Source organism: Pseudomonas sp. GNP012 (assembly GCF_054343835.1).
Genome location: NZ_JBTGUU010000001.1, coordinates 1,863,379 through 1,875,732, shown reverse-complemented (window position 1 = coordinate 1,875,732; position 12,354 = coordinate 1,863,379). Strand labels below are relative to the sequence as shown.

At 62.7% G+C, this 12,354-nt stretch carries 11 protein-coding genes; 7 read left to right on the top strand and 4 right to left on the bottom strand.

Annotation, left to right across the window (positions count from 1 at the left end; translation table 11 throughout):
• Positions 1-236 precede the first annotated feature (236 nt).
• Together ACXX83_RS08405 and pdxR are read right to left on the bottom strand one after the other, a co-directional pair.
• Positions 237-764: a GNAT family N-acetyltransferase gene (locus tag ACXX83_RS08405; protein ID WP_015094804.1), complete on the bottom strand. Its 528-nt coding sequence runs from the start codon at positions 762-764 to the stop codon at positions 237-239.
• A gap of 3 nt (positions 765-767) precedes the next feature.
• On the bottom strand, positions 768-2,252 hold the full coding sequence (gene pdxR, locus ACXX83_RS08400; protein ID WP_217838105.1) for a MocR-like pyridoxine biosynthesis transcription factor PdxR: 1,485 nt from the start codon (positions 2,250-2,252) through the stop codon (positions 768-770).
• Between the two features lie 116 nt (positions 2,253-2,368).
• Between pdxR and ACXX83_RS08395 the strand changes: the two genes are divergently transcribed.
• Positions 2,369-3,133: a sulfite exporter TauE/SafE family protein gene (locus ACXX83_RS08395; RefSeq protein ID WP_015094802.1), complete on the top strand. Its 765-nt coding sequence runs from the start codon at positions 2,369-2,371 to the stop codon at positions 3,131-3,133.
• A gap of 176 nt (positions 3,134-3,309) precedes the next feature.
• Positions 3,310-5,436: a TonB-dependent receptor family protein gene (locus tag ACXX83_RS08390; RefSeq protein ID WP_458548102.1), complete on the top strand. Its 2,127-nt coding sequence runs from the start codon at positions 3,310-3,312 to the stop codon at positions 5,434-5,436.
• A 46-nt stretch (positions 5,437-5,482) separates the two neighbouring features.
• Here the strand turns inward: ACXX83_RS08390 and ACXX83_RS08385 are convergent, their stop codons facing one another.
• Positions 5,483-6,313 (bottom strand): oxidoreductase, encoded by an 831-nt coding sequence (locus ACXX83_RS08385; protein WP_015094800.1) that lies wholly within the window; start codon positions 6,311-6,313, stop codon positions 5,483-5,485.
• A 130-nt stretch (positions 6,314-6,443) separates the two neighbouring features.
• Here ACXX83_RS08385 and ACXX83_RS08380 point away from each other — a divergent pair, with 130 nt between their 5' ends.
• The 4 genes from ACXX83_RS08380 (at position 6,444) to ACXX83_RS08365 (ending at position 11,314) form a co-directional block, all read left to right on the top strand.
• Entirely contained in the window at positions 6,444-7,355 is a 912-nt protein-coding gene (locus tag ACXX83_RS08380; protein WP_458548101.1) for a LysR family transcriptional regulator, read from the top strand.
• A 38-nt stretch (positions 7,356-7,393) separates the two neighbouring features.
• A complete protein-coding gene (locus ACXX83_RS08375) occupies positions 7,394-8,671 on the top strand; it encodes a peptidase MATCAP family protein (RefSeq protein WP_458548100.1) in 1,278 nt (425 codons plus the stop codon).
• A gap of 172 nt (positions 8,672-8,843) precedes the next feature.
• Entirely contained in the window at positions 8,844-10,394 is a 1,551-nt protein-coding gene (locus ACXX83_RS08370; protein WP_458548099.1) for a DUF3300 domain-containing protein, read from the top strand.
• An 80-nt stretch (positions 10,395-10,474) separates the two neighbouring features.
• Positions 10,475-11,314, top strand: a complete 840-nt coding sequence (locus ACXX83_RS08365; protein ID WP_458550170.1) for a DUF2950 domain-containing protein — start codon at positions 10,475-10,477, stop codon at positions 11,312-11,314.
• Positions 11,315-11,344: 30 nt separating this feature from the next.
• On the opposite strand, the gene ACXX83_RS08360 is transcribed toward ACXX83_RS08365, so the two are convergent.
• Positions 11,345-11,848: a GNAT family N-acetyltransferase gene (locus ACXX83_RS08360; RefSeq protein ID WP_217838098.1), complete on the bottom strand. Its 504-nt coding sequence runs from the start codon at positions 11,846-11,848 to the stop codon at positions 11,345-11,347.
• A gap of 144 nt (positions 11,849-11,992) precedes the next feature.
• On the opposite strand from ACXX83_RS08360, the gene ACXX83_RS08355 reads away from it, so the two are divergent.
• Positions 11,993-12,340: a metalloregulator ArsR/SmtB family transcription factor gene (locus tag ACXX83_RS08355; protein WP_126045525.1), complete on the top strand. Its 348-nt coding sequence runs from the start codon at positions 11,993-11,995 to the stop codon at positions 12,338-12,340.
• The last annotated feature ends 14 nt before the right edge of the window (positions 12,341-12,354 follow it).

Here is a 12,354-nt window from a genome sequence, read left to right as displayed (position 1 = left end):
CGGCGCATCTGAGTCCATCGCCAGCAGGCTGGCTCCTACAGTTTTTTCTGTGTGGACGCGGTCCCCTGTGGGAGCTGGCTTGCCAGCGATGGTCGTTAACGATAACGCGGGTGAACTGGATGAACGCGGCGCATTTGAGGCCATCGCCAGCAGGCTGGCTCCTACAGTTTTCCGGGAATGTGTGAAGAAAATCTCCCTTCGGACCCGCCCTCCCGGCGGGTCCGGTTTGATGCCGGCTACGGGACCTGGGGTACCCGCCACGACATGGCGCAGCGGCTACCGGGCTCAAAACCGCAGCCGTACTCTTGTGCCAGGATGTCTGCAAGGCGCTTGCCCAGAGTTGCCCCAGCGGTGACTTCAAACCCCAGCCGCCGGTAAAAGGGCGCGTTCCACGGCACCTGTGTGAAGGTCGTCAGCGTGACACAAGCCAGCTGATTCAAGCGTGCATATTCCATCGCCGTTTCAACCAGTCTTCGTCCCCAGCCCTGCCCCTGCACGGACTGTTTGACCGACAGTTCATGGATATGAAGATCGCTGCCGTGGCGTTCTGCACTCAGGAAACCCATGGGCCGAGCTTGCGCGTCGACAGCCACCCAGCAAGTCGATAACGCGATCAACTGCCTGTGACGGTCGACTGTCATGGTGGCAGCGTCCGCCAGCCAACCCAGCTCATCGATCGAGCGGAATGATTGAGCGGCGCAACGCTCAACAGGGGGCAGCAACGGTGCATCATCGGGTACAGCCAGGCGAATGTGTGCAGGCATGAGTTAGCTTTTCTCCTCGACGTCCCGAATCACGGCAGCAAGAATGCGGACCCCGTCATGAACCTGCTGCGGTGTCAGACCGGCATAGCCCAAAATGAGTCCTGCGGGTCGCTCATGCTCTGCGCACGAGGGGTTGGCAAACAGCGGCGAGAGCGGATAAACGCCCACCCCGCGTTCGAGCGCCAGCGCCTGTAGCCTGGGCTCATCCTGAGCGCGCAGTGCCGATAACAGCAGTACGCCATGCAGGCCCGCCGCCATGCCGACCAGTTGCCCGTGCCCCGCCAGATGTTGCTCGACAGCCTCCAGCAAAGCCCTTCGCCGCTGCTCATTCTCCCGGCGCAGACGGCGTACGTGGCGCTCATAGGTGCCACTCTCGATCAACGAAGCGAGCACGTTTTGCTCCCAGCGCGGTGAGTGGCGATCGGTCAGCCGCTTGGCTTCACGGAAAACATGCACCAACTCCCGTGGCAGCACCAGATAGCCCAATCTGAGCTGCGGTGAAAGTGCCTTGGAGAAGGTCCCGACATAAATGACGCGGGCTTGCGCGTCCATCGATTGCAGCGCGTCGATGGGTCGCTGACCGTAACGAAACTCACCGCCGTAATCGTCCTCAATGATCCACGCGCGGTGTCGACTCGCCCACCCCAGCAGTTCCAGTCGACGTGCGACAGGCAGCACCGCCCCCATGGGAAACTGGTGCGACGGCGTCACATAGGCCAGGCGCACGCGATCATCTTCCGGCAGGGCGGCGGTATTGAGTCCAAAGGTGTCGACGGACAGGGGCAGCGCCACGGCGCCCACGGCCTCAAAGCAATATCTGGCCATGCGGTAACCCGGTTCCTCGAAGACGAACCCATCGCCGGGGTTCAACAAAAGCCGGGCACACAGGTCAAGTCCCTGCTGCGAGCCATGCACGACGAGGATTTGCTCCGCATCGCACGTCAGGCCTCGTGCCCGTTGCAGATAGCCTTGCAGGGCGCTGCGCAAACGCGCCTCCCCTTCGGGCTGCCCGAACGAGAGGCTCGGCTGACGCTTGACCAGTTCGACACGATAGGCGCGCTGCCAGCCCAGGGCCGGAAAGTCCCTCGATGCGACCGAACCGTAGCGGAAATCGATGCGCGCACCCGGCGATGCCATGCTGTAGGGCTTCAGGTCGGCAACACGCTGCCCGTACAGGGAAAGCGCAGGTGGCAGCGCTTTGTGCCGCACTAAGTTCCCCCTGGCGTGCCCGGACGAGGGACTGATCATGCTCGCGACCGTGGCAGCCTTACCCGTCGATGTCGCGACAAAGCCCTCGGCCGCCAGTTGCTCGTAGGCCGCCGTCACCGTGGTTCGCGACACGCCGAGCTCGGCCGCCAGTGCCCTGGTCGACATCAGCTTCGTGCCCGCTGCGAGCGTACCCTCTTCGATCTGCGCCCGCAGCCTGGCATAGATACGGCGCTGCGCACCGCGCAAGGATGCATCCGGCCCATCTGAAAACTGGCCCATGGAAAAACCTCAAAACTGGCACTTTCTGTGAAGCAGGTCGTGGTCGACATTATGGATACCCGGCCACCCGGAATGAAATCCCCATTTTCAACCGACAACGGCAAGGAGACCGCCCCTTGGAACTGGAACTGACCGCCACCACACTCCTTGTCACCTTCGCCGGCGTCTTTCTGATCTGCTTCATGAAAGGCGCGTTCGGTGGCGGCTTTGCCATTGTCGGCATTCCGCTGCTGTCGCTGGTAATGGACCCGATCACTGCCGGCGGACTGCTCGCGCCGCTGTTCATCGCCATGGACTTGTTCGGCCTGCGCTACTGGAAGCCGTCTACCTGGTCAAAACCGGACCTTGGGCTGCTGGTCCCTGGCCTGGTCGTCGGCATTGGCGTCGGCTATTGGCTCTTTCGCGTGATGGACCACCGCGCGGTCGCCATCGTGATGGCAGCGATCACACTGATTTTTGTCGGTCTCTGGTTCAAGGCCGGTGGAGAAGTCCGCGTACGCCCGCGCTCATCGCCCAAGGCGGTGGCCGCGGGCGTCACCTCGGGCATCACGACCATGGTCGCGCATTCAGGTGGACCACCCTTGGCGATGTACCTGTTGCCGCTGGGTCTGAGCAAGCAACTCTATGCCGGCACCACCAGCATGTTCTTCACGGTGGGCAATCTCCTCAAGGCGGTGCCCTGGCTGCTGCTGGCCAAGCCCACCGGAAACGTGCTGAGCCTGATGCTCATTTGCCTGCTCGCCGTTCCCAGCGGTGTCTGGCTTGGCTGGCGTCTGCACGCCAGACTGGATCAACGCCAGATGTACCGCGCCTGTTACGGCTTGCTGGTGGTCACCGCCGTGAAGCTGCTTTGGGATGGCATCGGCGGCTACATCGCCTGAGACTGTCCCGCCATCTGAACGTATTGCTCAGCCTGACCCGGCCCCGGGCGTTGCAGTGACGTCAACGCCACTGGAAATATCCGGAGGGCAAAAAACCAAATTGCCATGTGTTCCCTTCGTTCATTCTTGCGTCGCACTGTTCATTGCCCGTTCCCTGTACGTCTGGAGTTTCCCCAATGCCCTCGCCTAATTCCTTGCCCGCCGCGCTGCTGGGCCTGGCCCTTGTTTGTCCGGCCATGACCCAGGCTCAGGGCCTTGAACTGGGGCAAGTGCTGATCGGGGCCGAGGACCTGAGTGACGAAGACCAGGGGATCGAGGACGCCAAGGCCCGGCTGGCCCAGGTACCCGGCGGTACCAATGTGGTCGACATGCGCCGTCCGCTGCAGGGCCGTGTGGCGAGTAACCAGGATGTGCTGGCTTATCAGCCCGGGATCTATGCCCAGTCGGCGGGCAATGAGGGGGTGAAGATCTCGATCCGCGGATCGGGCATCAACCGTGCGCCGGGTGCCCATGCCTCGGGGCTGTACGCCATGCTCGACGGTCTGCCGCTGACCGGCCCTGGTGGCACGCCCTATGAACTGCTGGAGCCGCTGTGGCTCGACCATGTGGAAGTGCTGCGCGGCGCCAACGGTTTCGACCGCGGTGCCCTGGCCCTGGGCGGGGCCATCGATTACGTCAGCCATACCGGCTACAACGCGCCGAAGTTGCAGGTACGCTACGCAACCGGCAGTCACGGTTATCAGCAGCGTCAGGTCAGTTCCGGACAGGTGCTGGGTGACTTCGATTACTACGTGGCCATGACCGACGCAAACGCCAATGGCTACCAGGACCACACGGCCAGCGAGAGCCAGGGCGTGATCGCCAACTTCGGTTATCGCTTCAACCCGAACCTGGAAACGCGCTTCTACCTGCGCCACCGCCAGACCGACAACGACCTCGCGGGACGCGTGACCAAGCACTCCATCGAGCACGATCCACGGGCGGCCAACCCCGCCTACGTGGCGCGGGACGATCGCCGCGACGAGCCCGGCAGCACCTTTATCGGCAACAAGACCACCTGGTACCTCGATGACGATTCGAGCATCCAGACCGGCCTTGTCTACCACGACTACCCCATGGACTTGCGTGAGGGGCCCAACCGCCTGAAGGTGGCGTACACCGACGTCAGCGGCACGTTCGACTACAAGCGCCGCGACACCCTCTGGGGTCTGCAAAGCCAGAGCACCCTGGGCCTGCGGGTGACCAAACACCTGCCCAACGCCGGCGCCAGCGAGTTCGTGCGCATCCCCACCGGCAACACCGCCGGTTACGCACCGGGCACGCTGATGCGCAACTTCACCTACCAGGGCTCGGACACGGTCCTGCATGTCGGCAACGACCTGGAGATCGCCGACGACCTGTGGCTGACCACCGGCCTGGCCGCCATTTACACCCGCCGTGAAAGTGACGTCACCTATCCGCAGGAAGGCGGCAAGACCAGCCTGCACGACTGGGACTATGCCCCGCGTGTAGGCTTGCGCTACCAGCTGACACCTGACCTGCAACTGTTCGGCAATCTCAGTCGCTCGGTCGAGGCGCCGCACCCCTGGTCGCTGATCTATAGCTCCAACATTCGCTTCCCCGCCGGCAGCGGCCCCGCCACAGGCGCCCAGCGCGATCCGGTCAAGCTGCAAAACCAGACCGCCACCACCCTGGAAATCGGTGGTCGTGGTGACAGTAACCTGGGCCAGTGGAGCCTGGCCTGGTACTACGCCCAGGTGCACCATGAACTGCTCTCGGTGTTGCCGGACGCCAACGCCACCACGCCGTACGAGCTCAACGCCAGCCCCACCGTGCACCAGGGCGTCGAAGCCAGCCTGCTGAGCCCACTCTGGTCGCCGGGCGATGGCGGCCAGTTGAGCCTGCGCCAGAGCTACACCTTCAGTGACTTCCACTACCGCGACGATGACCGCTTCGGCGACAACCGCCTGCCGGGCCTGCCGATGCACTATTACCAGGGCGAACTGCGTTACGACTGGCAACAAGGCTTTTTCGCCGCGGTCAACACCCAATGGGTATCCAAGGTGGCGGTCGATTACGCCAACAGCTACTACGCCGATCCCTATGCCATATTCGGCGCGACCCTGGGCTACAACGCGCCCAAGGGCGACTGGCAGACCTGGCTGGACCTGCGCAACCTGACCGACAAGCACTATGCCGCCACGGTCACGCCGGGCTACGACGACAAAGGGCTGGACGCGGCCCGCTCCACCCCTGGCGAGGGCATGGCGATGTACGTCGGGGTGTCGTGGAGCCTGCTCTGAGGCCGCGTTGGACAGGCTTTGAACCTCCACACGGCCCCTGTACGCGTCAGACCTTGAAGTCGGTGGACAGCGCCAACGCTTTCCACTCGCTCAACTCCGCCTCCACAAAGCGGTTTTTCGCCTCGATGCGTGCAACAGTGTCGCTGCCCAGCGCCAGGCGTTGTGGCGGTTTCGGGGCGTTGACCAGCGCGAGCATCGCTTCGGCAAACTTCACCGGATCCCCAGGCTGCGCATGGTTGGCGCCTTCGGCAAACTGGCGCATCTTGCCGACGGTTTCCTCGTAGTCCGGCAGTTCCAGGGCGGTCTTGATCAGCGACTGCTCGTCCAGGAAGTCGGTGCGGAAGAACCCGGGTTCGACAACCGTCGCATGGATGCCCAGAGGCGCCAGCTCTTGGTGCAGCGCTTCGGTAATGCCCTCCACCGCAAACTTGGTGGAACCATAGACGCCCCAGCCCATGTAGGCCTGATAGCCGCCGATCGACGAGATATTGATCACATGACCGCTACGCTGGCGACGCATGTGCGGCAGTACCGCGCGGGTGACGTTGAGCACGCCGAACACGTTGGTGGCGAACAGGCGTTGCGTTTCGCTGGCGCTGGTCTCTTCCACCGCGCCCAGCACGCCGAAGCCGGCATTGTTGATCAGCACGTCAATGCGCCCGAAACGCTTGATGCCTTCGGCAACCGCCTGATGCGCCTCTTCCTCGCGGGTGACGTCCAGCCGCACGGCGAGCAGGTTCGGGTGATCGCCCAAGCGATCAGTGATGTCTTGTGGTTGACGAGCGGTGGCAATCACAGCGTCGCCAGCACGCAGGGCGTGTTCTGCGATAAGGGTGCCAAAACCACGGGAAGCGCCAGTAATGAACCAGGTACGCATTTCAACTCCTCCTGTCTGCGACCCGAGCGTTGTTGCCGGGCCTTCTCGATGAGTTGATGCCACTTTAAGGCTGTGCTACTGATGTGATAATCCCAACAAATTTGCATGACTTTGTGAAAGGTGTTCACAAATGAAATCCCCCTCCACCGCCGACCTGTCGATCTTCCTGTGCATCGCCCGGCACCTGAACTTCAGTCGGGCAGCGGTCGAACTGGGTCTGACGCCCTCGGCACTCAGTCACTCATTGCGAGCGTTGGAAAATCGCCTGGGCGTACGCCTGTTCAATCGCACGACGCGCAGCGTGGCGTTGACTGACGCTGGGGAGCGACTTTTCGTACGGCTGAAACCGGCCTTCCGGGACATCGATGATGCCCTGGAAGACCTTAATAGCTTTCGCGACAAGCCCTCAGGGAACCTGCGCATGACAGCAGGGCGACAGGCCTGTGAGTTGGTGCTCTTGCCGATCGTCAGCCAGTTCCTCAAGGAGTATCCGGATATCCGTCTTGAGATCGTCGAAAGCGACGCATTGGTCGACGTGGTGGCTGGCGGTTTTGATGCGGGGGTACGTTTCGGCAACCGTCTGGAAGCCGACATGGTCTCGCGACCTATCGGGCCGAACATGCGGTCGGTGGTCGTGGGCTCGCCGGCATTCTTCGAGCAGCATGCCGCCCCCCGAAAACCCGAGGACTTGCATGGCATCCCATGCATCCGCCATCGCTTCCCCAGCGGCTCGATGTACCGCTGGGAATTCGAACGCGGCGCGATCACCCAGGAAATCGACGTCAGCGGCCCGCTCACGCTCGGCGATGTCAGCCTGATGATCGGCCCGGCACTGCAGGGTGTGGGCCTGGCCTACGTGTTCGAGGACATGGTCAGCGGGTATCTGGCCGATGGCCGCCTGATCCAGGTGCTGGCCGATTGGTGCCCCTTTTATCCGGGCCTGCATCTGTATTATCCCAGTCGCCGCCATGTGCCCGCAGCGCTCAAGGCCTTCATCGACTTTGCCCGTACGGCTCAACACGCAGCCGTCCGCGACGACTAAGCTTTTGTAACGTCACCTCGTCCCTCAAGGAGCTATCCATGAGCGCCGCTGCCCTGTCCGAACTCGATGCCGCCCTGCCCGGCCTGACCCGCAAGATCCGCGTGCTCGATGCGCTGTCCTGGCCCGATGGCGTCGAGGAGGACTTCCTGGCGAAATGGCGCAGCGGGCGTGCCACGCTGCCCAATGTCAAGTTGCAGCCCCGCGACCACAGCGCCGACATCGCCGCCCTGGAAACCTTTATCAGCCATTGCGATGTGGGGCATCCGGCCGGGAACCACCTGGCCCTGACCGCCCGTAGCTATGCCACGGCCGGGCACATGCTGGGGGCCGTGGGTACTCCCGCCTTTACCCAATACTCGTCAGCGCTGTACCGGCGTCCGGATTTCCATTACTCGCGCCTGCAACTGAGCATGCTCGACGCGGCCCGGTTCTTTCTCGACACCACCGACGCCCTGCTCGGGGGTGCACGAATTCCACCCTGCCCTGCCGAGATTCCGGCCAAGGTGTTCGCCGCCTGGATTCAACCGGAACTGGACCGTTTCTTCGGCGTCGGACAGATCACGGTGGTGCTCGATCCGAACCTGGCCGCCAAGGCCATCGCCGGATCGAGCCGCATTCGCCTGCGGGCCAGTGCGCTGTTCACGGAGCTGGACAAGCATCAGCTGTTGCAACACGAGGCCTTCGTGCATGTCGCCACCGCACAGAACGGCGCGCGGCAGCCCAACCTCACAAGCCTGGGCCTGGGCGCTCCGCGCACAACCCAGACCCAGGAGGGCATTGCCACCCTGGCCGAACTGTTCACCGGCAGCATGGACATCAACCGCCTGCGTCGCCTTGCCCTGCGCGTGCTGGCCGTTCAGCAGGCGCTGGAGGGCGCCGACTTCATCCAGGTGTTCGAAGGATTTCTGGCTGCCGGGCAGACGCAAGAGGAATCCTTCCGCTCAACCCAACGGGTGTTCCGCGGCGCCGATCTGCGGGGCGGTTCGGCGTTTACCAAGGATGCCGCTTACCTGACCGGGTTGCTCGGCGTCCACACCCTGCTGCGCATTGCAATCCGCGATAACCGGCCGGAACTGATCGGGCACTTGTTTGCAGGGCGCCTCAGCCTGGCGGACACTGTGCGCCTGGCGCCACTGTTCGAGTCCGGCTGGCTCAAGGGACCGACCTACCTTCCGCCCTGGGCCTCTGATCTGCGTCTGCTGGCGGCCAACCTGGCCTTCTCGGCGTTCATTTCCCGGATCAAGCTGGATGTGCTGGACCTGGACGTGTTCATGGCATTTGCCGAAGAACACGAAAGCGATGCCAGCGCACACTGATCAGAATCAGGACCTGGATCACAGCGTTTCAAAGCCAGCCTGTCTCCTCCAAATGAGCTGCTACCCTTAGGGAGCGGTGTCGAGGCGCAGCTCTGTGGCTTGCAGAGTCGGCTTTCACCTGCCGGGGATTGATCCACTCATTTCAAGCCTGCCTGACCACATGGGGGGTGCAATGCACATTCCATTTCTTTACGCGTTGTCGGCCGTACTGTTATTGAGCGGATCTTCCAGCCTGGCACTGGGTGCGGATGAGACCGCAGCCGCACCGGCCCCGGTTCCGGCACCCGCCACCGCTCCAGCAAGCGCGGCCAATGCGGCGCCCGTCGCCCCGGTGGCCAAGGATCCGGTGTTCAACCAGGAACAGCTGGATCAGATGCTGGCGCCCATTGCGCTTTACCCGGACCCTCTTTTTGCACAGGTGCTGATGGCCACCACCTACCCCGGGGAAGTCGGCGAGGCCGTCAGCTGGTCCAAAGCGCATCCGGACGCCAAGGGTGACGACGCGGTCAAACAGGTGGCGAACCAGCCCTGGGATCCGAGCGTGCAAGCGCTGGTCGCCTTCCCGCAGGTTCTGGCAACGCTGGGGCAGGATCCCGTCTGGGTCCAACGCCTGGGTGATGCCTTCCTGGCGCAGCCCGACGATGTCATGGAAAGCGCGCAACGCCTGCGTCGCCAGGCACAGGCCGCCGGCAATCTGCAGAGCAACCAGTATCAGAACGTGACGATCCAGAATGTCGCGGCGCCCGCACCTGCAACCACGAATGCGGCACCGGCTCCTGCTCCTGAATCGGCACCGGCGCCGGCCAGCAGCTCCACCATCATCATCCAGCCTGCCGATCCGCAGGTGGTGTACGTCCCCACGTATAACCCGACAACTACCTACGGCACATGGCCCTACCCGGCCTCGCCGCCCGCGTACTATCCACCGCCACCGGCCTATTACCCGGGCCAGGCCCTGATGGCCGGACTCGCGTTTGGCGCCGGCGTGGCGATCATTGGATCGTTGTGGGGTGAATGTGACTGGGGCAATAACGACATCGACATCGACGTCAATCGCTACAACAACATCAACGCCAACAACCGGATCACCAACAACAAATGGCAGCACAACCCGGTGCACCGCAATGGCGTGCCTTATCGAGACAATGCGAGCCGCGCACAATACGGCCGCCAACTCAACGGTGCCAGTCAGCGTGAAGCCTATCGCGGGGACACTGCACAGCGCGCCCAGGCCCGTGAAAATGCCCGCAGTTCAATGGACAGGCACGGTATCGAACGACCTGCCACCAGCAACCGCGAAGCCCGTGATCAAACGCGCAAACTCCAGTCAGCAGCCGCGGACGGCAATCGGTTACAGGGCGGTGCGGACAGGCCCAAGGCGGCTGACAGAGGCCAGGGTACCGCCAGAAATACCCGGGAAAATCAGCAGCCGAGGACCCAGGCCCGCCAGGAACCCAGAAACCAGACCGCCCAGTTGAACCAGCGCAGAGAAGGCACAGCGCAGACGCGGCAAGCGCCGTCCAAACGGCCCGCCGCCAGTGCCGGCAGTGCCCGCAACAATGCGTTCGCCGGCGCACGCTCACCGTCCCAGGCCAACGTCCAGGCCAATCGTGGCCGGGCCAGCCAGGCATCCGCCCATCGCCCCAGTGCCGCCCGTTCGGCCGGTCACCAGGTCAGTCGGCCGTCCAATCCACCAGCGCGTCAAAGGGGGGGCCGTCGTTGAAAAACCATCCTCGAGTGAAAGGATTCACGGGCTTGCTGCCTCCTGTCCTTGCGGTAGCTGCCGGCTTGTTGTGGTCGTGCATGGCGACGGCGCAGCAGGCCTTTCCAACCCCGGAAAAGGCCGCAGAGGCCTTGGTCCAGGCACTGGGTACGGAACACGCCGACCAGGCACGCCTGACGGAACTGCTCGGTAGTGACTGGCACAATTACATCCCGCGTGAAGGTGTGCAGCGCAAAGACGTCGATGCGTTTTTGCAGCAGTACCGCGAGCAACACCACATTGAAAAAATCAGCGACCGCAAGGGCATCCTGGCGGTCGGCCCCGAGAATTGGACACTGCCTATCCCCTTGGTAAAGGTTGCGAGCGGCTGGCGCTTCGACTTGAAGGCCGGCAGTGCCGAGATCCGCGCACGCCAGATCGGCCGCAATGAACTCGACGCGGTGCAGTCGGTGCTGGCCTATCACGACGCCCAGATGGACTATGCGTCAGTCGATCGGGACGGTGATGGCGCACTCGAATATGCGCAGAAAATCTTCAGCACCCCCGGCAAGCACGACGGACTCTATTGGGCACAAGACGATAGCGGCCAGATCAGCCCGCTGGGGCCTTCGTTCGGCAAAGCCATTGCCGACGAAGAATGGCATGGCTACCGCTTCCGCATTCTTCACGGCCAGGGGCCTTCGGCACCGGGTGGTGCCTACAGTTACCTTATCGGCGACAAGATGAGCCGCGGCTTTGCCCTGATCGCTTGGCCGGCGAAATACAACGTCACCGGGGTGATGAGCTTCATGATCAGTCACGAAGGCCAGGTGTTCGAAAAAGACCTGGGGCCCGAAGGTGAAAAACTGGCGCAATCGATGAAGCGCTTTGACCCGGATGACAGCTGGCAAGAGGTGGCGGCAGATCAGGATCAGGAGTAGCCCGCAGCAACCTGCTGCGGGCTTGCAGAACTATTGAAACGACAGGACGAATCGCTCTTCGCTGCCCGGGCTGTCATCACGGCAAGGTTGCTCAAGCTTGAATCCGCACCGCTCCAGTACCTTTCTGGAGCCCAGGTTTTCCTTGAAGGCATAGGCCACCAGTTGCGCAAGTCCCCAGCGCACCTGTGCCTGCTGGATCAGATGCCTCAACGCCAGTGTTGCCAGCCCCTGCCCGCACACGCGCTGATCGATCCGATAACCCACTTCGGCAGACCCCATCGCCAGGTCGATGCTTTTCAGATTGGCTCGACCAACGATTGCCTGGCTTGAGTCCTCGATGACAAACGGGTGCCAGGCGCCGATGGCCAAACCCGACAGATAACTGTCGATATGATCGGCGACCCCGCGCAACGAATAAAACGCAGGTTCGCGCGCATCGATATGCGATTCGAACCATTCACGGTTGCGGATTTCGAACGCCAGTAAAGCTTCAGCGTCAGTGGTTTTCAGCTCGCGAACGTTAAACGATTCCATGCACTGCATCTCCTTTGCCTTGCGTCGAAACCGTTCAAGTCTATCGCATACCTGAACAACTCTGCCCTTCCTGAGTCCGAGCGGCTTGCACGAAACATATGGATAAACGTATATTCGCATGACCATATGTACAGAGCCCTGCCAATGCTCAACCCTGCCGCCGTATTCAAATGCCTGTCCGACGAAACCCGCGCCCGGGCCACTTTGCTCATCGCCCGTGAAGGCGAGTTATGCGTGTGTGAGCTGGTCTGTGCCCTGGACGATAGCCAGCCGAAAATTTCCCGCCATCTTGCCCAGCTTCGCGGATGCGGCCTGCTTCTGGACCGCCGCCAGGGGCAATGGGTGTATTACCGGCTCAACCCTGATCTGCCCGCGTGGGTGCGTGATGTTCTGCAGACCACGCTGGCAGCCAACGCCGACTGGCTCAAGGACGACAGCACCCGCCTGAACGCCATGGGCGACCGCCCTCTCAACACTGCCGCCTGCTGCTGACCCTTCAACCGTCG

Excerpts from the sequence above, each read along its gene's own strand:
- ACXX83_RS08375 (WP_458548100.1), top strand. The coding sequence starts at position 7,394 with ATGAGCGCCGCTGCCCTGTCCGAACTCGATGCCGCCCTGCCCGGCCTG.
- ACXX83_RS08355 (WP_126045525.1), top strand. The coding sequence starts at position 11,993 with ATGCTCAACCCTGCCGCCGTATTCAAATGCCTGTCCGACGAAACCCGC.
- ACXX83_RS08370 (WP_458548099.1), top strand. The coding sequence starts at position 8,844 with ATGCACATTCCATTTCTTTACGCGTTGTCGGCCGTACTGTTATTGAGC.
- ACXX83_RS08390 (WP_458548102.1), top strand. The coding sequence starts at position 3,310 with ATGCCCTCGCCTAATTCCTTGCCCGCCGCGCTGCTGGGCCTGGCCCTT.
- pdxR (WP_217838105.1), bottom strand. The coding sequence starts at position 2,252 with ATGGGCCAGTTTTCAGATGGGCCGGATGCATCCTTGCGCGGTGCGCAG.
- ACXX83_RS08385 (WP_015094800.1), bottom strand. The coding sequence starts at position 6,313 with ATGCGTACCTGGTTCATTACTGGCGCTTCCCGTGGTTTTGGCACCCTT.
- ACXX83_RS08365 (WP_458550170.1), top strand. The coding sequence starts at position 10,475 with ATGGCGACGGCGCAGCAGGCCTTTCCAACCCCGGAAAAGGCCGCAGAG.
- ACXX83_RS08405 (WP_015094804.1), bottom strand. The coding sequence starts at position 764 with ATGCCTGCACACATTCGCCTGGCTGTACCCGATGATGCACCGTTGCTG.
- ACXX83_RS08380 (WP_458548101.1), top strand. The coding sequence starts at position 6,444 with ATGAAATCCCCCTCCACCGCCGACCTGTCGATCTTCCTGTGCATCGCC.
- ACXX83_RS08360 (WP_217838098.1), bottom strand. The coding sequence starts at position 11,848 with ATGGAATCGTTTAACGTTCGCGAGCTGAAAACCACTGACGCTGAAGCT.